This window comes from Hyphomicrobium sp. CS1BSMeth3 (assembly GCF_900117415.1).
Taxonomy (GTDB): Bacteria; Pseudomonadota; Alphaproteobacteria; order Rhizobiales; family Hyphomicrobiaceae.
In genome coordinates this window covers 1,871,322-1,895,411 of sequence record NZ_FPEI01000006.1, presented here as the reverse complement: position 1 = coordinate 1,895,411, position 24,090 = coordinate 1,871,322, and the positions used below count along the sequence as shown (strand labels likewise).

At 65.2% G+C, this 24,090-nt stretch carries 23 protein-coding genes and 1 pseudogene; 6 read left to right on the top strand and 18 right to left on the bottom strand.

What is annotated here, in order from left to right; translation table 11 throughout:
* Window positions 1-31: 31 nt before the first annotated feature.
* Both CS1BSM3_RS23885 and CS1BSM3_RS23880 read left to right on the top strand, forming a co-directional pair.
* Window positions 32-1,270, top strand: a complete 1,239-nt coding sequence (locus CS1BSM3_RS23885) for a CoA transferase (RefSeq protein ID WP_072391865.1) — start codon at window positions 32-34, stop codon at window positions 1,268-1,270.
* 48 nt (window positions 1,271-1,318) lie between these two features.
* Window positions 1,319-2,965 carry a thiamine pyrophosphate-binding protein gene (locus CS1BSM3_RS23880; RefSeq protein ID WP_072391863.1) on the top strand — a complete coding sequence of 549 codons (1,647 nt, stop codon included), beginning with the start codon at window positions 1,319-1,321 and terminating at the stop codon, window positions 2,963-2,965.
* Window positions 2,966-3,037: 72 nt separating this feature from the next.
* On the opposite strand, the gene CS1BSM3_RS23875 is transcribed toward CS1BSM3_RS23880, so the two are convergent.
* From CS1BSM3_RS23875 to CS1BSM3_RS23845, 7 genes are all read right to left on the bottom strand, one after another.
* Window positions 3,038-3,535 (bottom strand): DUF992 domain-containing protein, encoded by a 498-nt coding sequence (locus CS1BSM3_RS23875; protein WP_072391862.1) that lies wholly within the window; start codon window positions 3,533-3,535, stop codon window positions 3,038-3,040.
* Window positions 3,536-3,739: 204 nt separating this feature from the next.
* On the bottom strand, window positions 3,740-4,522 hold the full coding sequence (locus tag CS1BSM3_RS23870; RefSeq protein ID WP_072391859.1) for a cyclase family protein: 783 nt from the start codon (window positions 4,520-4,522) through the stop codon (window positions 3,740-3,742).
* Between the two features lie 24 nt (window positions 4,523-4,546).
* Window positions 4,547-5,410: an alpha/beta fold hydrolase gene (locus CS1BSM3_RS23865; RefSeq protein WP_072391856.1), complete on the bottom strand. Its 864-nt coding sequence runs from the start codon at window positions 5,408-5,410 to the stop codon at window positions 4,547-4,549.
* A 13-nt stretch (window positions 5,411-5,423) separates the two neighbouring features.
* Window positions 5,424-5,819 carry a hypothetical protein gene (locus CS1BSM3_RS23860; RefSeq protein WP_072391853.1) on the bottom strand — a complete coding sequence of 132 codons (396 nt, stop codon included), beginning with the start codon at window positions 5,817-5,819 and terminating at the stop codon, window positions 5,424-5,426.
* Between the two features lie 3 nt (window positions 5,820-5,822).
* Window positions 5,823-6,452: a HupE/UreJ family protein gene (locus tag CS1BSM3_RS23855; RefSeq protein WP_174263768.1), complete on the bottom strand. Its 630-nt coding sequence runs from the start codon at window positions 6,450-6,452 to the stop codon at window positions 5,823-5,825.
* Between the two features lie 255 nt (window positions 6,453-6,707).
* Window positions 6,708-7,811: an NAD(P)/FAD-dependent oxidoreductase gene (locus tag CS1BSM3_RS23850; RefSeq protein ID WP_072391847.1), complete on the bottom strand. Its 1,104-nt coding sequence runs from the start codon at window positions 7,809-7,811 to the stop codon at window positions 6,708-6,710.
* Window positions 7,812-7,857: 46 nt separating this feature from the next.
* Window positions 7,858-9,018 carry an LLM class flavin-dependent oxidoreductase gene (locus CS1BSM3_RS23845; protein ID WP_072391844.1) on the bottom strand — a complete coding sequence of 387 codons (1,161 nt, stop codon included), beginning with the start codon at window positions 9,016-9,018 and terminating at the stop codon, window positions 7,858-7,860.
* 202 nt (window positions 9,019-9,220) lie between these two features.
* Here CS1BSM3_RS23845 and CS1BSM3_RS23840 point away from each other — a divergent pair, with 202 nt between their 5' ends.
* Window positions 9,221-10,246: a polyprenyl synthetase family protein gene (locus CS1BSM3_RS23840; RefSeq protein WP_143149331.1), complete on the top strand. Its 1,026-nt coding sequence runs from the start codon at window positions 9,221-9,223 to the stop codon at window positions 10,244-10,246.
* Between the two features lie 3 nt (window positions 10,247-10,249).
* Here the strand turns inward: CS1BSM3_RS23840 and CS1BSM3_RS23835 are convergent, their stop codons facing one another.
* The 5 genes and pseudogenes from CS1BSM3_RS23835 to CS1BSM3_RS23815 all read right to left on the bottom strand — a co-directional run.
* Entirely contained in the window at window positions 10,250-11,119 is an 870-nt protein-coding gene (locus tag CS1BSM3_RS23835) for a ParA family protein (RefSeq protein WP_072391841.1), read from the bottom strand.
* Window positions 11,120-11,234: 115 nt separating this feature from the next.
* Window positions 11,235-12,050 carry an enoyl-CoA hydratase gene (locus CS1BSM3_RS23830; protein ID WP_072391839.1) on the bottom strand — a complete coding sequence of 272 codons (816 nt, stop codon included), beginning with the start codon at window positions 12,048-12,050 and terminating at the stop codon, window positions 11,235-11,237.
* A 30-nt stretch (window positions 12,051-12,080) separates the two neighbouring features.
* A complete protein-coding gene (locus CS1BSM3_RS23825) occupies window positions 12,081-13,265 on the bottom strand; it encodes a CaiB/BaiF CoA transferase family protein (protein WP_072391836.1) in 1,185 nt (394 codons plus the stop codon).
* A 63-nt stretch (window positions 13,266-13,328) separates the two neighbouring features.
* On the bottom strand, window positions 13,329-14,399 hold the full coding sequence (locus CS1BSM3_RS23820) for a threonine aldolase family protein (RefSeq protein WP_280174772.1): 1,071 nt from the start codon (window positions 14,397-14,399) through the stop codon (window positions 13,329-13,331).
* Window positions 14,400-14,570: 171 nt separating this feature from the next.
* Window positions 14,571-15,293 (bottom strand): annotated as a pseudogene (locus CS1BSM3_RS23815) (transporter associated domain-containing protein); the annotation flags it as partial.
* A gap of 319 nt (window positions 15,294-15,612) precedes the next feature.
* On the opposite strand from CS1BSM3_RS23815, the gene CS1BSM3_RS23810 reads away from it, so the two are divergent.
* Window positions 15,613-16,569: a 2-hydroxyacid dehydrogenase gene (locus CS1BSM3_RS23810; RefSeq protein ID WP_072391830.1), complete on the top strand. Its 957-nt coding sequence runs from the start codon at window positions 15,613-15,615 to the stop codon at window positions 16,567-16,569.
* Window positions 16,570-16,590: 21 nt separating this feature from the next.
* On the top strand, window positions 16,591-17,220 hold the full coding sequence (locus tag CS1BSM3_RS23805) for a glutathione S-transferase family protein (RefSeq protein ID WP_072391827.1): 630 nt from the start codon (window positions 16,591-16,593) through the stop codon (window positions 17,218-17,220).
* A gap of 88 nt (window positions 17,221-17,308) precedes the next feature.
* On the opposite strand, the gene CS1BSM3_RS23800 is transcribed toward CS1BSM3_RS23805, so the two are convergent.
* Entirely contained in the window at window positions 17,309-17,689 is a 381-nt protein-coding gene (locus CS1BSM3_RS23800; protein WP_174263767.1) for a cupin domain-containing protein, read from the bottom strand.
* Window positions 17,690-17,881: 192 nt separating this feature from the next.
* Between CS1BSM3_RS23800 and prfB the strand changes: the two genes are divergently transcribed.
* A protein-coding gene (gene prfB / locus CS1BSM3_RS23790; RefSeq protein ID WP_143149330.1) for a peptide chain release factor 2 occupies window positions 17,882-19,010 on the top strand; the annotation gives its coding sequence in 2 pieces (ribosomal slippage) (window positions 17,882-17,950 and window positions 17,952-19,010; 1,128 coding nt in all).
* A gap of 7 nt (window positions 19,011-19,017) precedes the next feature.
* On the opposite strand, the gene CS1BSM3_RS23785 is transcribed toward prfB, so the two are convergent.
* The 5 genes from CS1BSM3_RS23785 to CS1BSM3_RS23765 form a co-directional block, all read right to left on the bottom strand.
* Window positions 19,018-20,202 (bottom strand): pyridoxal-phosphate-dependent aminotransferase family protein, encoded by a 1,185-nt coding sequence (locus CS1BSM3_RS23785; RefSeq protein WP_072391821.1) that lies wholly within the window; start codon window positions 20,200-20,202, stop codon window positions 19,018-19,020.
* A 148-nt stretch (window positions 20,203-20,350) separates the two neighbouring features.
* Window positions 20,351-21,712, bottom strand: a complete 1,362-nt coding sequence (locus tag CS1BSM3_RS23780; protein WP_072391818.1) for a pyruvate dehydrogenase complex dihydrolipoamide acetyltransferase — start codon at window positions 21,710-21,712, stop codon at window positions 20,351-20,353.
* Between the two features lie 99 nt (window positions 21,713-21,811).
* Window positions 21,812-22,201, bottom strand: coding sequence for a hypothetical protein (locus CS1BSM3_RS23775; protein ID WP_072391815.1), 390 nt, complete (start codon window positions 22,199-22,201; stop codon window positions 21,812-21,814).
* A gap of 14 nt (window positions 22,202-22,215) precedes the next feature.
* Window positions 22,216-23,586 carry a pyruvate dehydrogenase complex E1 component subunit beta gene (locus tag CS1BSM3_RS23770; protein ID WP_072391812.1) on the bottom strand — a complete coding sequence of 457 codons (1,371 nt, stop codon included), beginning with the start codon at window positions 23,584-23,586 and terminating at the stop codon, window positions 22,216-22,218.
* 40 nt (window positions 23,587-23,626) lie between these two features.
* The gene (locus tag CS1BSM3_RS23765) at window positions 23,627-24,013 is read right to left on the bottom strand and encodes a cupin domain-containing protein (protein WP_072391809.1); all 387 of its coding nucleotides are present in this window, start codon (window positions 24,011-24,013) and stop codon (window positions 23,627-23,629) included.
* Between the last annotated feature and the right edge of the window lie 77 nt (window positions 24,014-24,090).

Sequence of the window (24,090 nt, the reverse complement as noted above, 5' to 3'; positions counted from 1 at the left end):
TAGCCAAAACAACGAGCTTCCGGGAGGAGCCATGTCGTCCCCAGGCAGGGAAGAAGCCGGGCGCACTGCGCTTGCTGGTATCAAGGTCGTCGATCTCACGCAGTTCGAGGCCGGTACGTCGATCACCGAGACGCTCGCGTGGCTCGGCGCCGACGTCATCAAGATCGAAAATCCGGTTGGCGGCGAGCAGGGCCGCGGCGCGTCGACCGATATCAAGGGCGTCGACAGCTACTACTTCATGCTGCTCAACGCCAACAAGCGCTCGGTCACACTCAATCTCAAGGACGCGCGCGGCAAGGACATGCTGCGCAAGCTGATCGCGAAGGCGGACATCTTCGCCGAGAACTTCGCGCCCGGCGTGATCGAGAAGCTCGGCTTTTCATACGAAGAGGTTTCGCGCATCAATCCGCGCATCATCTATGCGACGGTCAAGGGCTTCGGAAAGGGGAGCCCATACGAGAAGCATCTGGCCTTCGACATGATCGCGCAGGCGGCCGGCGGCGTGATGAGCATCACCGGCGAGGGTGACGGCAAGCCGATTAAGCCCGGCGTCACGCTCGGCGATACCGGCACGGGACTGCACGCTTGCATAGGTGTGCTCGCTGCGCTCTACCAGCGCACGGCCACGGGCCGCGGCCAGAAGGTCGAGGTCGCGATGCAGGATGCGATGGTCAACTACTGCCGCATCGCCTACGCCTCGCAGCTCCTGCACAAAAAGCCCTGCCCGCGCATGGGCAATCAGGTCGTGCTCGGCACGAATGCGCCGTCGGATGTCTTCAAGTGCAAGCCGGGCGGGCCCAATGACTACGTCTATATCTATACGAGCCGCGCCAATAACATTCAGTGGGAGCGTCTGCTGAAGGTGATTGGTCGTGAGGATCTGAAGTCGGACGAGCGCTTCGCGACGCCTCAGCTTCGCGTCAAGATCGTCGACGAGATCAACGGCTACATCCAGGCCTGGACCAAGGACTACACCAAGCACGAGGCCATGCAGATCCTCGGCGAGCAGGGGGTGCCGTGCGGCGCCGTGCTCGATACGGACGAGCTGATGAACGAGCCGAGCATGCGCGAGCGCGAGATCTTCGTCGAGGTGGATCACCCGGCGCGTGGCAAGGTGGTCATTCCGGGCTGGCCGGTGAAGCTTTCCGACAGCTATGTGCCGGTGAAGTCCTCGCCCATTCTCGGCGCCGACAATGCCGACGTCTATGGCGAATGGCTCGGCTTGTCGAAGGGCGATCTCGACGCGCTCAAGAAAGAGCAGGTCATTTAGCACCGCACCTGCCTGCTGAAACTGAATTCGATTGGAGAGGAACACCCGATGGCAATTGGCTCGGATATCATCGCGAAGGCGATGAAGAACGAAGGCGTAAGCGATTTCTTCTACATCATGGGCGCCCCCATGATGGCCGTCGAGAAATCGGCGATGAAGCTCGGGCTGCGCGGCGTCGACGTGCGTCATGAGCAAGCTGCTGCCATGGCCGGCTTCGCCTATGCGCGCCTGCTGAATAAGCCCGCGTTCTGCATGGCGGCTTCGGGCCCGGCGGTGACGAACCTCATTACGGGCATTGCGCACGCTTGGGCCGACTGCACACCGGTCATCGCGCTCGGCGGTGCCGCGCCGGTCGTGACGTGGCATCACGGCGCTTTCCAGGACATCGACCAGCTCTCGATGTTCAAGCCGTGCACGAAATGGTCGGACCGCATTCACCACACGAAGCGTATTCCCGAGCTGATCAATCTCGCGGTCAAACACGCCATGAGCGGGAAGCCCGGCCCCGTCTATCTCGATTGCCCCGGCGACATCCTCTATGCCGAGGTGGACGAGTCCAAGATCGAGTACCCGGATCCTTATGATCATGCGAAGCGGCCGCGGCCTGCAGTCAGCGCGAACGATCTCTCGGCTATCGTCGAGTTGCTCTCGAAGGCCAAGAACCCCGTGCTGATTACCGGTTCGGGCGTGCAGTGGTCCGAGGCCGAGCGCGAGATGCTGGCCTTCGTCGAGGCGGCGGGCGTGCCCTTCTATACGACGCCGCAGGGCCGTGGCGTGATCCCGGAGGACCACAAATACTGCTACCTGACCTCGCGCGCGGCCGCCTTCCGCGATGCCGATCTCATTCTCGTCGTCGGCACGCGCATGAACTACATCATCGGCCACGCCGCGCCACCGCGCTGGAATGCCAACGCGAAGATCGTGCGCGTGGACATCGATCCGATCGAGATCGCATCCTCGCCGCGCAATCTGGCCGTCGGCGTGATCGCGGATGCGCGGGCCGCCTTCCAGCAGCTCACGGCCGCGATTGCCGGCAAGGTGACGCCCGCGACCTACGAGACGTGGCGCGAGCGCCTGCGCGCGCGCAATGTGCAGAAGACGGCTGAGGCCGAGCAGACGCTCTCCAATCCAGCAACGCCGATCCACCCGCTGCGCTTGTGCAAGGAAGTACGCGACTTCATGGATCGCGACTGCGTGCTCTGCGTGGACGGGCAGGAGATCCTGAACTATGGCCGCCAGGCCATTCCGCAATACACGGCGCGCCATCGCATCAACTCGGGCGCCTTCGGCACCATGGGCGTTGGCATGCCGTTCGGCATCGGCGCCAAGGTCGCCTGCCCCGACAAGCAGGTGATCGTGTTGCACGGTGACGGCTCGTTCGGCATGAACGCCATGGAGTTCGACACGGCCGTGCGTCATGGCCTGCCGATCCTGACGATCATCAGCCAGAACGGTGGCTGGACGGGCGATCCCAACAAGGAGAAGCCGGGCCGCGATCTCGGCTATCCGCGCCTCGACAAGTTCGCCGAAGCCTTCGGTGGTCACGGTGAGTGGGTCGACAAGCCGGACGACATTCGCCCCGCGCTCGAACGCGCCATGAAGGCGGTGAAGTCCGGCAAGCCCGCGCTCGTCTGCGTCGTCACCGATCATAACGCGCGCGCGACGACGACGGCCTTCACGAACTACTCGACCTGATCGACGCCACGAGCAGAAACGGCCGGCACCTTGGGTGCCGGCCGCTCTGTTTCCAACGCCCTCGAATTCGTGTTAGCGGCGGAGCGTCATGCTGGTCACGGCGAGCGCAACATTGAGGCCTGTCTGGCCCTGCACGCTGATCGGCTGAAGCACAACCGACTTGTTGCTGCCGCCGACGAGCGCATTGGCGCCGACGCCAAGCGCGACCGAGGCTTCCGCCGAGACGCCGCCGTAGTCACCGACCAGCAGCGGGCCCTTGCGCATGTCGGTCGAGCCGATCACCTGCCAGATTAGCGTGGTCTCGTTCTTGAAGCCGATGTCGACGCCGACCTTGGTGATGGTCGCGGTGTAGCCGCGCGGGCGGCTGTTGCCGACTGGCTGATAGGAGCAATCCAGTGTCTGCTGCGAGCCGACGATCATGCCGACGTGCGCGCCGCCCTTGCAGGTCAGCGTGCCGATGAGCGATCTTGCTGCCTGCGCGTGCGCGGTCGTCGAGGGCGCGCTCGCGAAGCCCGCTGCAATACCGATGCCGAAAAGGCCTGCCGCAAGACCCATCGTCGTCCTGTTCATGTCACTCTGCTCCCTGCAAGTGAAACATCTGCAACCGATGCGATGCGGGAAGTGCCCATCCCGAATCGACGTGCAGTATAGCCAACTCTCAGGCGCCGATTGCGGCGGCTGCTTGCGCCAGCTCAAATTCCAGGGGGCCGAAGGGCGGTTGCCTGCGGGTTTCTTTTAGAATGATGCCAGAGCGCCACAGATTCATGCGCCGGCTTACGTTTCGAAGATCGCGACGACGCGCGTGAAGCCGGCCGAGGCGCGCTTGATCTTGAAGGGGAAGCAGCAGACCGTGTAGCCGGTCGCGGGAAGCTGCTCGAGGTTCGCGAGCTTTTCTATGTGGCAGTAGGCGCGCTCGATACCGGCGCGGTGTCCTTCCCAGATGAGGGAAGCATCGCGCGTGGTGGCGTACTTTTTCGCAGTATGAACAAAAGGGGCGTCCCAGCTCCAGGCATCCGTGCCGGTGATCTTCACGCCGCGCTCGGTGAGCCAAAGCGTTGCGGCGCGGCCCATGCCGCATCCGCGTGAGACGTAGTCGGGTTCGCCGTAGCGGGCGCCGGCGGCGGTGTTCACGAGCACGATGTCGAAGGGCTGGAGCGTGACGCCCGCGCGCTCGAGCTCGGCCTCGACATCGCCGGGCGTTGCGACGTAGCCGTCCGGCAGATGGCGGAAGTCGAGCTTCACACCGCGGCCCATGCACCACTCGAGCGGCACTTCGTCGATGGTCCAGGCGCGTTTTCCCCCGTCCATGGTCGAGTGGAAGTGATAGGGCGCGTCGAGATGCGTGCCGTTGTGCGTCGAGACGACGAGCTGCTCGACGGCCCAGGCCTCGCCGCCCGGCAGCTCTTCAGCCGTGAGCCCGGGAAAGTGCGGCAGCATGCGCGAGAGCGCGGCCGGATCCTTGTGCGCGATGTAGGTGATCTTCGGCTCGTTGCCGGGAGGATCGGAGGCGATGTCGGCTTCGAGCGCAACGGAGAGATCGACAATGCGGCGCGCCATGGCTGCTCCGACTCGGTTGGGCCTCTAAGTCGCCGCCTTGATCTTCTCGAGCACAGGCAGGATGTAGCGGCGGAACTGGGCCGGGTTCTCGCTCATGGGGAAGTGGCCGAGCTCCTTCATGATCGTGACGTCGGCACCTTTGATCTGCGCGGCCGTGCGCTGCGTGTCCTCGGGCGTGCAGGAGAAATCATACTCGCCCGTGAGCATGTAGAGCGGGCAGCGCGCCGTATCGATGCGGGCGATCTTCTCGCGCAGATCGCCGTCGACGCGGTAGAAGTAGAGATCGCCCTTGAAGATGCCCGGTCCGCCGCATTTGTACATCCAGAGCGTCTCGTGGCGGCTTTCGGCCGGGCTCTGCGGTGCCATCATGCCCGAGACGAGCGCGGCACAGACTTCGCCGCCGTGCACGTCGGGCCGGTGGAGCCATTCCGTATCGTACCAGGGCTGCTGATGGGCGGCGGACTCGAGGCCGATGAGCGCGCGGAAGCGCTCGGGATGATCGGCGGCGAGATTGAGCACGAGACGCCCGCCAATCGAGCAGCCCATGACCACGGGGCGCTCAAGCTCCAGCGCATCGCACACGTCGAGCACCATCTGCGTGTAGCTCGCGGTCGTGAGCTGGTACTCCTCGGTCTCGAAGCCCGTGGGCGGCAGCGACTTTCCATGCCAGGGCATGTCGAAGACGATGACGCGGTAGTCGCGTGTGATCGTCGCGTCATTGAGGATGTGACGGAACTGGCGGCCATCGGCGCCGGCCGTGTGCAGGCAGACGAGCGGGATGCCGCTGCCTGCCTCCTCGATGTAGAGGCGATGTGGGCGGCCGGAGAGCGTGAGGTGAGCGTAGCGGCCGCTGATCGGCTCGAAGGTGGCCTTCTGGGATGATTTCATGGACCGCGCCTCCTCACATCAGCGCGCGCGGCGCAGTGACGATGTCTTTGATGACCTGAAGGTTGGCCATGAAGGGCTGCAGGTTGCCCTCGATGCGCGCGAGGCCGACTTTCGAGAGCGCCATGAGGTCGTGCGTGCCAGGATCGGGCACGGGCTTCAGCAGCTTGAGCCAGGTCTCGGGCGCGGCCGTGATCGAGAACGTCCAGGGCCTGAGCAGGAAGGGGCCGCGCGCGACCGAAGTCACACGGCCCGCCTCGACGCGCACGAGCAGCGGCGTTGCGCCGACGACGAGTGCGAAGTCGGTGGTGAGAAAGCGGCCGCGTTTGACGAGATCCGCGTTGGCCTCGACGAGGGCCGGCAAACGCTCGAAGAGCCCGATCACGCGATCCGTGTTCGCCTCTGCCGTCACGGCTCAGGTCTCCACCAGACTGATGACGAGCAGGAAAAGCCCGAGCGCCGTGAGTGCGCCACCGGCGGCGCGCAGACCCATTGGGCTCTGCTCCGCCGATACGAGGAAACGACGAGATGCCAGCATGGCGAGCGTGGCAATGACGGCCTGGATGATCGCGAGGCCGATCAGGTAGCCGCCGATCACATTACGCTCGGCACCGACGACCGTCTCGCCGAAGGCATAGCCGTGGAAGAGGCCGGCGATGATCGCGAGCATCAACCAGCCACCGCGCGCGCCCGTGAGGCCGATGGCCAGGGCGGCACCAGCCACGATCACGCTGGCGGCCACGAGGAGCTCGACGAGCGGTACGTTCAGCTCGATGACATGCGCGAGCACGCCGATCGAGGAGGCCGCGATGAAGCCGGCGATGATGCCGAAGCCGCCGCTGACGAAGGCCGCGGCGATGCCGATGGCAACGATGAAGGCGAGATGGTCGATGCCGATCACCGGGTGGCCGATGCCGGACAGGAATCCATCCATGAACGTGGTCGGTGTCGTGCCGCCCATGGCGTGATGTGCCGCCGCCGAGCTGATGCCAGCCATCAGAAGGACCGCAGCGAGGCCAAGCCGCTTGAACGTGTTCTGCGTCATGTTCATCCTCGGATGGTCTGGGGCCAGTATGCCGTGAGCGCCATCATGCCCGCGCGGGCGGCCGCGGATCAAGCCGCTTTGCGCGGAGGTTTGCTGCTCCTTCTCCCCGTTCTCACGGGGAGAAGGCCGGGATGAGGGGCGGCGACACATGCGACGTCGGCGTATGCCGCCGCCCCTCACCCTAACCCTCTCCCCGCAAGAGCGGGGAGAGGGGATTGTGATGTGCTCGCGGCTGGCGCCAACCTGAAGGCGCGACTACAGCAGGTCGCGCACGAGATCGCCGATGGCGAGAGATGAGGTGAGGCCCGGGCTTTCGATGCCGAAGAGCATGACGAGGCCGTCGACGCCGTGCTGCTTCGGCCCGTGGAAGACGAAGTCCGGCACGGGCTCGCCCTCGCGATAGAGCTTGGGGCGGATGCCGGTGTAGTCCGGGTGCAGGCGGTCGGGATCGAGGGCCGGGTAGTACGTGCGGATGAAGCCCAGGAACTTTTCGAGCTTCTCCGGCTTGAAGGTGTAGTCGATCTCGGGGATCCACTCGATGTCGGGGCCGAACTTGCAGCGCCCGCCGAGATCCACCGTCACATGCAGGCCGAGCCAGGCGCCGTCCGGCATGGGATAGATGTGGCGACTGAACGGCGAGCGGCCCGTGTAGGCGTAGTACTGGCCGATGGCGTAGTAGGTCTCGGGCGGCGTGTAGCCCGATGGAAAGCTCATCGTGCGGGCGAGCTTGGTGGCGTGCAGGCCCGGAGAGAGAACCAGCTCCTTGGCCGTTATGGTCGCCGGTGCCTCGCCCGCGGTGACGACCTCGAAGAGTCCATCGGCGCGGCGCGAGACGCGCTCGACGGGTGTATTCAGAACGACGTTGCCGCCGTGCGCTTCGACATGGCCTTCGAGCGCGAGCATATAGGCGTGCGTATCGATCGTGCCGGTGGAGGGTGAGAGCAGAGCTGCAACGCAGGAGACTTCGGGCTCGATGGCGCGCGCCTCGTTCCCCATGAGCGGCTGAAGGTCCGTCACGCCATTGCGGATCGCGGTCTCCTGGATGGCCTTGAGCTTCGGAACCTGTGCTTCATTCGTTGCAACGAGGAGCTTGGTGATGCGCTGGTGGGCGACGCCGTTCTCGTCGCAGAACTTGTAGAGCTGCGCCTTGCCATCGACGCACAGCTTGGCGCGCAGCGAGCCCGGCGGATAGTAGATGCCCGCATGAATGACCTCGCTGTTGCGCGAGCTGGTCTCGGAGCCGATGATGTCGTGCTGCTCGAGGACCATCACCTCGCGCCCCGCCATGGCGAGCGCGCGTGCAATGGCGAGGCCGACGACGCCGGCGCCGACGACAACCGTTTCAACATCAGCAGTCATTTGGTTTCCTGGTTTCTTGGCTCATAAGCGCGCTTGCGGACGGCCTTCAGCCGCCTTTGCGCGCCTTGTATTTGTCGATCTCGGCCTGAATGGCGGCCTGGTTCTCGATGCCGGCAGTCGCGCGCTTGGTCTTGGCGTCGTCGTAGCTCCACTGGCGGAGGCTGTTGGCGCCGCGCTGGAAATGCGGATGGACATAGCGCGCCATGAGCTCGTAGCTGCGCTTCGTCGCCTCCCAGTCGGCCCAGTTGTGCGCGAGTAGAAGAACGGCGCCGAAGCCGCCATTGGAGCCCTTCCACAGCCGCTCGAAGTGGCGGATGCAGTCGTCCGGCGTGCCGATGCAGGCGAGGCCGCTCTCGGTCAGATAGTTCAGTGGGTCCTCGATGCCTGTCGGCACGATCGGGAAGGTCGCGACATCATTGAAGTAGCGATTGAAGTCCGCGAGGCCATAGGCCATGTCGGCGCGTGCCTTCTCGCGCGTCTCGGCGACGTGGGCGAAGGTGACGATGCGCCAGCGCGAGCGGTCCGTGGTCTTGCCGGCCTCGCGGGCCGCGTCCTCGTGGATGGCCCAGTTCTTGGCATGGGCGGCGAGAGCTTCGTCCGAGGTGCCGCCGATCGAGAGCATGCCAATGCCGTGCTTGCCGGAGGCGACGGCGCCGACCGGCGAGCGGGAGGAAGCGACCGCCATCTCGATGTGCGGGCGCGAGTACGGCACGAGCTGGAGCTTGGCCTCCTGCAGCGTGAACCAGTCGGTCTTGCGTGTGACCATCTCGCCCTGCATGAGCGGCATGAGGCAGTCGAGCGCTTCGTCCATGCGCCGGCGCTGGTCGGCGGCCTTGAGGCCGATCTTCTCGGCGTCATAGATGAGCGAGCCGGGGCCGACGCCGAACATGGCGCGTCCGCGCGTCATATGGTCGAGCTGCATCATGCGGCTCGCGAGCGTGAAGGGATGGTGATAAGGCAGCGACACGACGCCCGTGCCGAGGCGGATATGGCGCGTCTCGCGCGCGGCAGCGGCGATGAACATCTCCGGGCAGGCGATGATCTCGAAGCCGCCCGAGTGATGCTCGCCGATCCAGGCTTCGTGATAGTTCAACCGGTCGAGATGGACCACGAGGTCCATGTCGCGGTCGAGCGCAAGTGTCGGGTTCTCGCCGAGCGCGTGGAAGGGGGCCAGGAAGACCCCGGTGCGCAAGTAACGGTCGTTCATGGAGCGTCCCTCGTCATCTTGACAGGCGACCTCTGACCCTCGACAGAGGGCGGGGCGGTTATCCCTTTCGTGCCTGCCCGACCGCCGGCCGTCAAGGCGCGCGGGCGATGGGACGTATGCGGAGGCACGGAGCGAAAGCCGCTTGACCGGGCTGCTACATGAACGGACTATGACCTTTGATGTGGCGGACACAGAATGAGGAATGAGCACATTGGGTGTTGTGGTCTCCATTGATGGCGCGCGCGATCCTGCTGCGAGCCTGAAGCCGCTGCTCGATCTCGTGAGCGCCGAGATGGCGGGGGTAAACCGGATCATCCTCGACAAGGCGGTGTCCGACGTCGAGCTCATTCCCGAGCTCGCCCACCATCTGATCGACTCGGGCGGCAAGAGGCTTCGCCCCATGCTGACCATCGCGGCCGCCAAGCTGTCCGGCTATGGGGGCGAGGGACACGTGCGGCTCGCGGCCGCCGTCGAGTTCATGCACACGGCGACCCTGCTCCATGACGACGTCGTCGATGAGAGCGACGTACGGCGGGGCAAGGCCTCGGCGCGGCGCCTGTGGGGCAATCAGGCGAGTGTGCTCGTCGGCGATTTCCTGCTTGGGCAGGCCTTCCGCATGATGGTCGATGTCGGCTCGCTGTCGGCGCTGCGCATTCTGTCGAATGCCGCGGCGGTGATCGCCGAAGGCGAGGTCATGCAGCTCTCGGCCGCCAAGAACATGGGCACGACCGAGGACGAGTACCTCGCCATCATCAATGCCAAGACTGCGGCGCTGTTCGCGGCAGCGGCGGAAGTCGGTCCCGCGATTGCCAACCGGCCGGCGGCCGAGCAGGCAGCGTTGCGCTCGTACGGGCGCAACCTCGGCGTGGCCTTCCAGCTCGTCGATGATGCGCTCGACTATGCGGGTGACAGCGCGCGCCTCGGCAAGTCCGTGGGTGACGACTTCCGCGAGGGGAAGATCACGCTGCCGGTCATCCTGTGCTATCGGCGCGGCAACGATGCCGAGCGCGAGTTCTGGCAGCGTACGCTCTCGGGTGGTGACATCCGCGATGGCGATCTCGAGCATGCCATCGGGCTGATGCGCCGCCACAAGGCCATCGAGGCAACGCTGGAGCGTGCGCGCCATTACGGTGCGATTGCGTCGGATGCGCTGGCCATCTTCCCGGAAAGCACGCCGCGGTCAGCGCTGGCGGAGGCCGTCGCCTTCTGCATTGCACGGGCGCATTGAGATTTAGGCGCGCCTTCCTGCAGCTTGTGCCTGTGGGGCCTCGGAGCTGGCCGTGACGCGTGCGAGGATTTCGTCCGTGAGGCCGCGCACGGCCACGCCGACGTCGCCTGGATACTTCGCGATGTAGGAACGCTCGCTCGGCTGGAAATGGCCGGCCTGCTGCATGGCGTGGATGCGCGGCAGAGCGTGCTTGAAACAGCGGTTGTTCGCGTCAGCCGCGAGCCAGCGGTGATATTCCTCCTCGAGCGCGGCGCCCTGGTCCTTCATGTTCACGACGACGCCGAGGTTTTCGGCAAAGCCCATTTCGGGGTTCAGATCGCGGAAACGGCGGAAGACATCGAGGCCGCATACGGACACGTAGTCGGGCTTGGTCGGCGAGACGTGGAAGTCCGCTTCGCGAAGCCAGCTCTCGGTCAGCACCGAGAGGCCCGGCGGGCAATCGATCAACACGATATCGAAGACGATGCGCGCGCGGCTGAGCAGTCCGCCGATGGCCGTGCGCAGGCGCGCGTGCTGGCTCTCCTTGGAGACCTCGCGCTCGAGCAGCGTGAGCTGCATGTCGCTCGGCATGAGATAAACCGAGCGCGCGTCGTCGACGTCCGAGACGCCCCCGACGACGAACTCCGTCCATTCGACGGGTGTTCCTTTGAGAACCTGAGACACCAGATAGTCGACGATGGTGCGGCCTTCGTTCTGCAGCTTCCGCAGACTGTCGGTCGCCATCAGCATGGTGCTGATGCTGGCCTGTGCGTCGGAATCGATCACGAGCACGTTCTTGCCATGGTAGACCGAGAGGGTCTCGGCTACCGCAAGGACGATGGTCGATTTTCCGACCCCGCCCTTGGTGTTCATGATGGCAATGGTGTTACGCATCTCCCCGCACGGTCCTGGAAGCTCAAGGCCTTGGTCTTACGATGGAATAGCCGAGTTATCCAGTACTTGAACAATAGTGTGGCGAACTCAAGAAGGTGGCGAGTGAGGGCGCCTTTCAGCGCCCTTTGAACTGTGGTTTACGCTTCTCCATGAAGGCGCGGCGGCCCTCGATGTAGTCTTCCGAGGCGAAGCAGTCGGCGACCATGCGGTCGAGCTTGGCGAGATCGCGCTCGGACGAGGGGCGGCCGATCTCGCGCGCGACGGCCTTGATGGTCGCGATCGTCAGCGGCGCGTTCTCGGCGATCTGGTCGGTCATGGTGTCCACGGCTGCATCGAGATGCTCAGCGGATACAACTTGATTGAGGAAGCCCATGGCCTCGGCCTCTGCCGCCGTGAACTGACGTGCAGTGTAGAAGAGCTCCATGGCCTTGGAGAGCCCGACGATCTCGGAGAGGCGCTTGACGCCGCCATAGCCGTAGCCGAGGCCGAGCTTGGCGGCCGGAATGCCGAACTTCGAGTTGTCCGTGGCAATGCGCACATCGCAGCAGACGGCGACGTTCATGCCGCCGCCGATGCAGTAGCCCTGGATCTTGGCGATCGTCGGTTTCGGGAATTTATAGAGCGTCTCGTAGGCCTTCGCGCTCGTGGCGTTGTAGTGCGCGACGCCCTCGGCGGTGGAGCGCTGGCTCTCGAACTTCGAGATGTCAGCCCCCGAGACGAAGGCCTTGCCGCCCGCACCGCTGACGACGAGCGCACGGATGGCCGGATCGGCCGCAAACTCCGCGAGCAGCTTCGTCATGCGCTCCCACATATCGAGGGAGACGGCATTGTGGCGGGCTGGATTGTTGAACACGATCTCGGCGACGGGTCCATTCTTCAGGCCGAGCATCTTCTCTTCGTCCGGGACCTCGGCCGCTGCGGGCTTGCTCATGTTCTTTTCCTCGTTGTGTCGTGTCGGGTGTCAGATCACGCCGTCTTTGGCGAGCTTCTTCACGTCCTCGGGGCCATAGCCGATGTCGGCAAGGATTTCGCCCGTATGCTGGCCGAGCGTCGGCGGCGGCCGGCGAACGGAAGCCTTCGAGCGGCTCATGAGGATCGGCTGGCCGACGACCTCGGTGGCGCCGCGCTCCTGGCTGTTCATGGGCTGCGCGAGGCCGAGGTGGCGGACCTGCTCGAGATCGAAGACCTGCTTGATGTCGTTGATCTCGCCGGCCGGTGCGCCGGCCTCATTGAAGATGGCGATCCATTCCGCGGCGGTCTTCTTGGACGTGTGGTTCTCGATCAGCGCGTTGAGGGCCTTGCGGTTCTTGGAGCGTCCTTTGGCCTCGGCATAGTCGGGGCTGTCGAAGGCCGGATCGTTGAACAGCGACTTGAACTTCTCCCACATCTTCTGGCCGGCGACGGCGATGTTGATGTAGCCATCGGAGGTCTTGAACACGCCGGTCGGGATCGAGGTCGGGTGATCGTTGCCGGCCTGGGGCGGGATCTCCTGGTCCATGAGCCAGCGCGAGGCCTGGAAGTCGAGCATGAAGACCTGGGCCTGCAGGAGCGAGGTCTGCACCCACTGGCCCTTGCCCGAACGCTCGCGCTCCATGAGCGCCAGCAGGATGCCCTGCGAGCAGAAAATGCCGGCAGTCAGGTCGGCAATCGGGATGCCGACGCGCATGGGACCTTTGCCCGGCTCGCCGGTGATGGACATGAGGCCACCCATGCCCTGCGCGATCTGGTCAAAGCCCGGCCGGTTGGCGAGCGGGCCATCCTGCCCGAAGCCCGAGATCGAGGCATAGACGATGCGTGGGTTGATCTTGGAGATCGCGTCGTAGTCGATGCCGAGGCGGCGCTTCACGTCAGGGCGGTAGTTCTCGACGATCACATCGGCCTTCTTGGCGAGCGCCATGAAGATCGCGATGCCCTCCTTGGTCTTGAGGTTCAGCGTCATCGAGCGCTTGTTGCGATGCAGGTTCTGGAAGTCTGAGCCCGAGCGCGCGCCGCCGAGACCGATCTTGTCGGATTCCGGATCCTCGATCTTGATGACATTCGCGCCCCAGTCGGCGAGCTGGCGCACGCACGTCGGGCCCGAGCGGACGCGCGTGAGGTCAAGGACGGTGTATTGCGAGAGCACGTCGCTCGCAGGCTCGAAGGGCATGGGCAGTTTCCTGTTTTTATTGAGAAGTTAAGGGCGATGAGGGAGGTCGAGACCTCCCCGTAGTCACGAAGCCTTGCGCAGGCCAGCCTTGAGATCCGCGACGACCTGGCCGAGGATCTCGCCGGCTCGCGTGATGTCGTCGCGCGAGACGTCGAGGTGGGTTACGGCGCGGATCATGTTGCCGTAGGTCATGCCCATGCGCACGCCGCGTGCGAGCAGCGTCTCGAAGATCTGGCGGGAGCTGATCTCGGGCAATGTCGACTCGAAGAACACCATGTTGCTCTCGATGCGCGGCGAGAAGAGCTTGAGCCCTTCCACGGCCGCCACCGCCTCACCGAGCGCGACGGCGTTCTCGTGGTCCTTGGCGAGTTCCTGAATGTTGTGGTCGAGCGCATAGAGGCCGGCTGCCGCGAGAATGCCCGACTGGCGCAGGGCGCCGCCGAGCCGGTGCTTCCAGCGCCAAGCCTCGTCGATGAAGGCGCGCGAGCCGACGAGCACGCCGCCGACCGGGCAGCCGAGACCCTTCGACAAGTCTGTCCAGGCGGTGTCGACATGCGCCGTCATATCCTTTGCCGGAATGCCGGACGAGACCGCGGCGTTCATCAGGCGCGCACCGTCCATGTGCAGGATGAGACCGTGCTGGTGCGTGGCCTTGGCGACATCGGCGATCTCGTCGACCGACCAGATGGCGCCGCCGCCACGGTTCACCGTCTGCTCGATGACGACGACGCGCGAGATGGGGTTGTGGCGGCCCGGCGCGCGCACGGCGGCGGTAACATCGGCGCCGGTGAAAATGCCGCGCTCGCAGCGAATGGGCCAGGTCTGGGCGCCCGCGAGTGCCGAGGCGCCGCCAGCCTCCGACGTGAAGAGGTGCGTCACCTCCGCGCCGATGATCTCGTCACCCTGGCGGCAGTGCACGAGCATGGCAATCTGATTGCACATGGTGCCGGAGGGAAGGAACAGCGCGGCTTCCTTGCCGAGGAGATCTGCAACGCGCTCCTGCAGCAGGTTGGTCGAGGGGTCCTCGCCGCGTTGCTCGTCGCCGACCTCGGCGTCGGCCATCGCCTTGCGCATGCCGGCCGAGGGCCGGGTCTGAGTGTCGCTATAGAGGTCGATGATGTGGTTCGTCGACAAAGCGGGCCTCCTCTCGGGCGGCGCGCAGGCCATTGGCCGCGCGCCCGGAATGGGGGTGCAGGCATCAGGCCGTTTTGCGGCCAAAATCCAGACAAGCATACCAACAGGGCCGGCTGTTGGCCATTCCATGCAGGCAGCCATCCCGCCTGCAAATGGCGGAGGCGGCAGGTCTCATGGGGCTGGCGGGACCGGCGGCAGGGTCGGACGAATGCGGACGGCCGTGATGCGGTTGCGGACCTTGCGGGCGATCTCGAAGCGGAAGCCGTGAAAGGTGAACACCTGCCCGGCCTCGGGGATGGTCTGGGCTTCGTGCATGACGAGGCCGGCAACTGTGGTGGCGGCGTCGTCCGGGAGGCTCCAGCCGGTTTCGCGGTTGAGATCGCGTATGGGCAGCGTTCCCTCGACCAGCACCGATCCGTCGACTTGCGTGCGGACGTGCACCTCGCCGATGTCGTGCTCGTCCGCGATCTGACCAACGATCTCTTCGAGGATATCCTCGAGTGTGACGAGGCCGCGGACCTCGCCGTACTCGTCGACGACGAGGGCGAGCTGTGATTTGCGCTTGAGGAACTGGCTCAACTGTTCGTTGACGCCGGTGGTGTCGGGCACGAACCAGGGCGGGCTGAGGAGGGTTCCCAGATCGACGCGATCGGGTGACCAGCCGGCATCGCGCAATGCTTTCAGCAGGTCCTTGCTGTGCAGGACGCCGACGAAATTGTCCGGCGCCTCGCGCCAGACGGGCATTCGCGAGTACTGGCTCGCGAGCACGGCATCGATGATCCTGTCCACCGGCTCGCCGATGTCGATGGTCGCCATCTTCGTGCGGTGGACCATGATGTCGAGGACCTGAAGCTCGCTCAGGTCGAGGACGCCGCCGAGCATCTCGGCATCGTGCGGCGTAACGGCGCCTTCGGTCGCCTGCAGCTCGATGGTGCTGCGGATCTCCTTATGCGCATCGGCACTCGAGCCGTCCTCGGACGGTGCCGCGGCCGGGCGCAGTTTCCGGCAAAGAAATGCGGCCACCCGGCTGAAAGGGGCTTTGATCCTGGATATGACGTCAGAGGACATATGGCGGTGAAAGTCGGGGCTATCCGATGAGAGCAGGCCCGTGGCGAGGGCTTCCTCTATAGCACGGCCGGGGCCTTTGCACTTGACGTCGCGCTCCCGAGCGGCCTTCTGGCTAGCAGCATCAACCGAGTGCCGGAAAAAATAGATGACACTCCTCATTGTCGTGCAGGGGGCGGGCGAGAACTGGTCTGCCGAGCCGTGGCGGCAGCGCTTCGCAGCGCGCCTCAAGTCCATGCCGGTCGCGCTCTGGCCGAAGGATACGCCGGCGCCCGAGAGCGTGCGCTTCGTCGCCGTGTGGAAGCCGCCGCCCGGTCTGCTCGAGACGTTCCCGAACCTCGAAGTGATCTTCAATCTGGGTGCGGGCGTCGATGCCCTCGTCGCGGATGCAACTCTCCCAAACGTGCCGCTGGTCCGAGTGGCGGTGAGCGATCTCACCAAGCGCATGACGGAGTACGTGGTGCTGCACGTCCTCATGCACCATCGCCAGCAGCGCCGCCTCGATGCCGCGCAGCGCGAGAAGCAGTGGGACACGCCGGATCAGCGGGCGGCGTCGGCCGTCCGGGTCGGCATCATGGGCCTCGGCGAGCTCGGGCGTGACAGTGCGGAGGTGCTCGCGCGGCTCGGATTCCAGGTAGCGGGGTGGAGCCGCTCGAAGCGGGAAGTGCCGGGCATCGAATGCTATGCCGGCATGGATCAGCTTCCGGCATTCCTCGCGCGGACCGACATTCTTGTCGTGCTCGTGCCGCTGACACCGGAAACCAAAGGCATTCTCAATGCGTCTTTGTTCAGGATGCTCGCGCGCGACGGCGTGCTCGGCGCGCCGGTGCTGATCAACGCCGGGCGTGGCGGATTGCAAGTCGAGGATGACATCGTTGCGGCATTGAACGACGGTACGCTCGGAGCAGTTACGCTCGACGTGTTCAATACCGAGCCGCTGCCGGCCGAGCATCCGCTGTGGAGCCACCCCAAGGCCACGATCACGCCTCACAATGCCGCCGATAGCGATCCCGAGGCGGTGTCCGACTACGTGGTTGCGCAGATCGAAGCCTATGAGCGCGGCGCGCCGTTGCAGAATGTGGTGGATCGCGTCCGCGGATACTGAACACACCGGACGGAGGCTGTCATGAGCGGCAAGATCATTCTTCACCACGCGGCGCCGAGCCGCTCATCGACTGCGCTCTTCATGATCGAGGAGATCGGCGCGCCCTACGAGCTCGATGTGCTGGACCTTCAGAAGGAGGAGCAGTATCGGCCCGAGTATCTGGCCATCAATCCCATGGGCAAGGTGCCGGCCATCGAGCATGAAGGGCAGGTCATTACCGAGGCCGGCGCCATCTGCGCCTACCTGGCCGATGCATTTCCTGCGGCAAATCTGGCGCCGCCGCCCGGCGATCCGCTACGCGGCGCTTATTTCCGCTGGATGTTCTTCCAGGGGAGCTGCCTGGAGCCCGCGATCATCGATCACGTGCTGAAGCGCGAGCCGGGGCGGCGTGGTATGATGCCGTACGGCACGTACGAAACGACGGTCGATACGCTCGAGAAGGCCATCGAGAAGGGGCCGTGGTTCCTGGGCGAGCGCTATTCGGCGGCTGATGTCTATGTGGGATCGGCCATTGCCTGGGGCCTGCAGTTCAAGCTTCTGCCTGAGCGTGAGACCTTCAAGCGCTATGTGGCGCGCCTGAACGAGCGGCCGGCGCGCCAGCGCGCCATGGCCATCGACCAGAAGCTGATGGCTGCCGCGAAATCGGCGTAAGATTGAAAAATCCGCTCGGCGACGTTTCGAGGCGGCGCAATCGTGATCGCGCCGCCATCGAACATCGGCCCGACTATCCCAGGTGGGACTATCCCCAGGTGGACTTGGCGCCGACGAGCATGATGGTGATGTGCCCCATGGTCGAATCCGCCTTGGCGCCGTGCCAGTGGCGCTCACCGGCCGTGATGTGCGCAACATCGCCGACGTTGATCTCGTGCTCCTCATTCTCCGTCGCCACGATCCCGGAGCCGGAAGTCACGATCAGGATTTGATCGCAATCGTGGACATGCCATCCCGTGTTGCAGCCTTGGCTGAAGTTGACCACGGAGCAGGTGAATTCCTTGGAGTCGCCAGGTTCGATGATGGTCTGGCGGGTCCGGTGAACCGGTCCGGTCCATCCTGCGGTTTGCTCGGCGGCCCCCTCGGCCGGCATGATCGGGATGTTCTTGAGTGTGACGACCTTGACCACGGGGCATCTCCTTCGCTCATTTTGGGCCAGGAAACTACGCGCTCCGCGTACCATAATCGGGGAGTAGCCGCACGCCCCAAGGGGCCGCGCGCTTGTACTGTAGGCCCGTGGAGGCCGCCCGCGCGTTTACAACCCGGCGCCGGCCACCTATAAGCCGCGCCGAGCACCTGAATTCGCCTGAGGAGGCCAAAAATGCGCGCCGAGCACACAGCTCTCGTTTCCGAGATCAAGGAGTCCATGGCCCTGCTCCGGAGGTCTCTTTGACTGGGATACAGCCGATATGCGCCTCGGCGATCTCAATCGCCAGGCGGAGGATCCCTCGCTCTGGAATGATCCGGCGCGCGCACAGAAGGTAATGCGCCAGCGCCAGTCGCTGGAAAGCGCGGTCAACGGCTACAAGAAGATCGAGCAGGAGCTCGACGACGTCGTGACGCTCGTCGAGCTCGGCGAGGCCGAGGATGATAGCGCGACCGTCGAGGAAGGTGGAGCGGGCCTCAAGAACCTTCTTGCAAAGGTGAAGCGGCTCGAGGTCGAGGCGCTGCTCTCGGGCGAGGCCGACACCCTGGACACCTATCTCGAAGTCCACGCCGGCGCCGGCGGCACGGAAAGCCAGGACTGGGCGCAGATGCTTCTGCGCATGTACATGCGCTGGGCCGAGGGACGCGGCTACAAGGTAACGCTCATCGACGAGAGTCCCGGCGAAGAAGCGGGCATCAAGTCGGCGACGCTCGAGATCAAAGGCGAGAACGCCTATGGCTGGCTGAAGACGGAGTCGGGCGTGCATCGTCTCGTGCGCATCTCGCCGTTCGACTCGAATGCGCGCCGGCACACGTCCTTCTCGAGTGTGTGGGTCTATCCGATCGTCGATGACAACATCGAGATCGAGATCAGGCCGGACGATATCGATGTGTCCTTCACGCGATCGAGCGGCGCGGGCGGCCAGCACGTGAACCGTACTGAATCGGCCGTGCGCATCGTGCACAAGCCGTCGGGCATCGTGATCTTCTCGCAGGAAGGGCGCTCGCAGCATCAGAACCGCGATGCCGGCATGAAGCGCCTCAAGGCGCGCCTTTATGAGCTCGAGCTGCAGAAGCGCGAGCAGAAGGCGCAGGCCGAGGCGGCGTCCAAGACCGACATCGGCTGGGGCCACCAGATCCGCTCGTACGTGTTTCAGCCCTATCAGATGGTGAAGGATCTGCGCACGGGCGTGCAGACGAGCGATGTCTCGGCCGTGATGGACGGCGATATCGACCCCTTCATCGAGGCCGCCCTGGCGCAGCGCGTCAAGGGCGGCGCGGTCGATGTCGAGGATATCGAGTAGCGCCCGATCAGGGCGCTACTTCGCTGCCGAGATACTCGATGGCGGCCTGCACGCCGCCTGAGCCGTGCGGGATTTTCAGCGCTTTCAGCGCCATTTCGACAGCAGCGAGCGTGCCGAGCACCATGGGCGCGTTCGTGTGCCCCATGTGGGCAATGCGGAAGGCCTTGCCGGTCAGATCGCCGATGCCGACGCCGAGCACGACGCCGCACTTCTCGCGGCAGTAGTCGAGGATGATCTGCGGATTGAAGCCGTTGACGAGGACGTTCGTCACCGAGTTCGCGCGCTGGGCCGGATCGGTGATGTTGAACGAGAGCACCTGCCCCTCGGCCCATTTCGCGACGGCGCGCCGTGTCGCTTCCGCGAGCAGGGCGTGGCGGCGGTGCGCATTCTCGAGGCCTTCCGCGAACAGGAGATCGACGGCTTTCCTGAGTGCAAAGATCGTGTGCTCGGGCGGTGTGCCGCAGTACTTCTGGTAATGCTCGGGGCCGTCGCGGAAGGTCCAGTCCCAATACATCGTGCGCATGTTGGCGGTCTTGTGCGCCTCCATGGCGCGCGGCCCGGCGGCGACGAGCGCGAGGCCCGGTGGGGTCATGAGGCCCTTCTGCGAGCCGCACATGGTCACGTCGATACCCCAGGCGTCCATCTCGTAGGGCATGCAGCCGAGCGAGGCGACGGTGTCGACCATGAGCAGGGCCGGGTGGCCGGCCGCGTCGATCGCCTTGCGAATGGCGGGCAGGTCGTTGACGACGCTCGTCGCCGTGTCGATCTGCACGACGAAGATCGCTTTGATCGAATGCTTGGTGTCGGCCTTGAGGCGGGCTTCGACAGCAGCAGGATCGACGGCCTTGCGGCCGCTCTGCGGCAATACCTCGATCTCGGCGCCCATGAGGCGCGCCATCTCGCCCCAGCCAATGGCGAAGCGGCCGCTTTCGAGGACGAGCACGTGATCACCGCGCGAGAGCACGTTCGTGTAGGCAGCTTCCCAGCCGCCGTGCCCGTTGGCCGCGTACATGTAGACGCGCCCGGCGGTCTTGAAGAGCTTCGGCAGGTCTTCGATCAGGCTGTAGGTGATGCCCAGCATACTGCCCGAATAGAGGTCGATGGCCGGCCGGTTCATGGCCTGCAGGACCTCGTCGGGGATGTTCGTGGGACCGGGAATGGACAGGAACTGGCGGCCGTTGCTCACGGTCATCGGCTGGGATCCTTGCTGTCGTTGGTTCGGCGTGGCTTAGCACGCCAATAAGGCGCTCCCAAGCGCAACAATCCGTCGCAATGCCGGTTCTGCCGACAGCCGTTTGGCAGGAGAGGCACCAGAACCTCAGATTGGCCTCGGACTCGCCTCAGACCAGCATCTTGACGGGATCTTCGATCAAGGCCCGGAAGGCGTTCAGCAATTCGGCCCCGATGGCACCATCGACGACGCGGTGGTCGCAGGAGAGCGTGCAGCTCATGATGGTGGCGGCCTCGATGCGGTCGCCGACGACGACGGCGCGCTTCTCGCCCGCGCCGACGGCCAGGATGGTGGCGTGCGGCGGGTTGATCACGGCGTCGAAGCTCTTGATGCCGTACATGCCGAGGTTCGAGATCGAGGTCGTGCCGCCCTGGTACTCGTGCGGCGCGAGGCGGCGCTTACGGGCGCGGCTCGCGAGGTCCTTCATCTCGTTCGAGATCTCGCCGAGCGTCTTCAGCTCAGCGTGACGGATGATGGGTGTGAAGAGCCCGCCTTCGATGGCCACGGCAACGCCGACATCGGAGTGGCGGTGGCGCAGCATGCCCTCGGCGGTCCATGTCGCATTGGCGGCAGGCACATGCTGGAGCGCGAGTGCGAGCGCCTTGATGACGAAGTCGTTGACCGAGAGCTTGAACGCGCGCGGGCCTTCCTTGGGCGCGGCGGCGTTGATGCGCTCGCGGGCGGCGAGGAGGGCATCGAGGCGACAGTCGAGCGAGAGATAGAAGTGCGGGATGGTCTGCTTGGACTGCGTCAAGCGCTCGGCGATGACGCGGCGCATGCCGTCATGCGGCACGACCTCGTAGCTACCCTGCTCGTAGAGCGCGAGGATCTTGGAGTCGGCCATGGGCGCAGCCATGGCGGACGTAGCGGCCGCTGGGGCGAGCGCCGTGCTCGGCGCCGGAGCGGCTTTGGCGGTGCCACCCTTGGCAGCAGCCTCGATGTCACGGCGCACAATGCGGCCGTGCGGGCCTGTGCCGGCGATGCGGGCGAGATCGAGGCCCGCTTCCTTGGCGAGACGGCGCGCGAGCGGCGAAACGAAGATCCGCTCGCCGGCAGCGTGACCGTTGGTGGCGGGCTCGGCTGCGGGCGCTGCAGGCGCGGGCGCAGGAGATGGCGCGGCGGCTGCCGGGGCTGCCTGCGGCTTCGGCGCGGCAGCGGCTGGTGCAGGAGCAGGTGCCGCTGCGGGCTTTGGAGCCGGCGCTGCGGTCTTGGCAGAGCTGGCGCTCTCGCCCTCACCGAGCAGGACGGCGATCGGCGTGTTGACCTTCACCTTGTCCGTGCCTTCGGCGATCAGCAGCGAGCCGACCGTGCCCTCGTCCACGGCCTCGACTTCCATGGTTGCCTTGTCGGTCTCGATCTCGGCGATGATGTCGCCGGAGCGCACCTTCTGCCCTTCCTTCACAAGCCACTTGGCGAGCTTGCCTTCCTCCATCGTCGGGGAGAGGGCGGGCATCAGGATTTCCGTCGGCATGGTCGTTTCCTGCTTGTCGCTCGATTTTCGTCGTTCGCGCCATTCTCGACCAGAAGGTGGTGCGCCGTCCACCTCGGTCTCGGCATGGCCGGTTCCGCGTTAGAGGCCCCCTGTGCGCATCATCAGGTAGGCGTCGTTCGGCGAGAAGCGCACTTCGCCGCCGATGATCTGCACGCTTGCGGGCCGGTCGATACGCATGTCGTGCTGAAGATGATAGACGTGCACGCCCGCGGCCTCGATCTCGGTCTGCATCGCGGCGGCCGTTGCTGCATCGTCGGCCTTGAGTGCAGAGGCGAGGGCGAGAAAGCGATCGGTGAAGTCGGCATAGGCCGGTGCGTGCGTGAAAAGCCCGCTCATGGTGGCGCTGTCACCGGCCGCGCCCGCCACGTTGCGCAGCGCGCCGAGCGTTGTCTCGCCCGCGCGCAGCTCGATGGGAGCCGCCTCGGCGCGCTTCTTGATCGTAACGGAGTGTGTGGCGGATCGTGCCATGGCTCGCTTTTCGTTTACGCCATCACCGACTTCACGGCCGCGACGACTTGGTCGGCGCTCGGCAGCGCAAGCTTCTCGAGGTTTGCGGCATAGGGCATGGGCACGTCGGCGCCCGATACCTTGGCCGGCGGCGCGTCGAGATAGTCGAAGGCCTGGATCGCAGCCTGCGCGCAGATCTCCGAGCCGATCGAGCAGACAGGCCAAGCTTCCTCGACCGTGACGATGCGGCTCGTCTTCCTGATCGACGTCAGGATCGTGTCCCAGTCGATGGGGCGCAGCGAGCGCAGGTCGATCACCTCGGCGCTGATGCCCTCTTCCGCGAGCTTCTCGGCGGCAGCGAGCGCATACTGCATCCCGCGCGCGAACGAGACGATCGTGACGTCGGTGCCCTCGCGGGCGATGCGCGCCTTGCCGATGGGCACGAGCCAGTCCTCGACCTTCGGCACCGGTCCATGCATGCCGTAGAGGATCTCGTTCTCGAGCACGAGCACGGGGTTGGGATCGCGGATGGCGCTCTTCAGGAGGCCCTTGGCGTCGGCCGGATTGGACGGCACGACCACCTTGAGGCCGGGGACGTGCGCATACCACGACGAGTAGCACTGCGAGTGCTGGGCCGCGACGCGGGCGGCGGCGCCGTTCGGGCCTCTAAACACCATCGGGCAGCCCATCTGGCCGCCCGACATGTAAAGCGTCTTGGCCGCGGAGTTGATGATCTGGTCGATCGCCTGCATGGCGAAGTTCCAGGTCATGAACTCGACGATGGGTTTGAGGCCTGCCATGGCGGCGCCCACGCCGATGCCGGCAAACCCCTGCTCGGTGATGGGGGTGTCGATCACGCGGCGCGCGCCGAACTCGTCGAGAAGGCCCTGGCTGACCTTGTAGGCGCCCTGGTACTGCGCCACTTCCTCGCCCATGAGGAACACGTCCGGGTCGCGGCGCATTTCCTCGGCCATGGCATCGCGGAGGGCTTCGCGCATGGTCTGCGTGACCATCTCGGTGCCGGGCGCGATGCTCGTGTCGATGATCGCCGGTGCCGGCGGCGGCTGCGGGGCGGCGGGCACGGCATTCACCGGCGTTGCGGGCGCTGCCTGAGGCGGCGGGGCCCGCGGTGGTGCGCTCGGGGTGGCGGTACCGCTGCCCTCACCATCACCGACGACCACGGCGATCGGCGTATTGACCTTCACGCCCTCGGTGCCTTCGGCGATCAGCAGCTCCGAGACGGTGCCCTCGTCGACGGCCTCGACCTCCATGGTCGCCTTGTCGGTCTCGATCTCGGCGATGATATCGCCGGGTTTTATGTGCGTACCGCTTTTCACGAGCCACTTGGCGAGTTTGCCCTCCTCCATGGTCGGAGAGAGTGCCGGCATGAGAATCTGGGTGGGCATGGTGGTCGGTTCGTCCCTGATGCTTCCGTCGGCGCGAGTATCAGCCGAGTGGCGCTGCTTGTTGTTCGATCGGCTTCGTCATGTCGGAGATCGTCTCTCCGGTATGCTTGGTCTGAGCCGGCTCGACGAGCACGACCCAGCACTCGTCAGCGGCACATGGATTATGCTCGACGCCCTTCGGCACGACGTGGAAATCGCCTTCGCGCAGCACCACGTCCGGGCGGTCGCGATAGCGGATCGTCAACTCGCCGCGATGGACGAGGAAGAATTCATCCTCATCGGCGTGCGCGTGCCAGACGAACTCGCCTTTGACCTTTGCCACCTTCACGTACTGCCCGTTCGCCGCCGCGACGACACGCGGCGACCAGAATTCGGAAAGCTGCCCAAAAGCCGCATCGAGATTGGGCTGTCGCACTATTTCGTTCATCGCCCGCCCTCCTCGATGGTCGGGTGCAGGGCGGGCGTGAATACCAGGGTGGGCATTTCTACGCTCTTTGCTCTGCT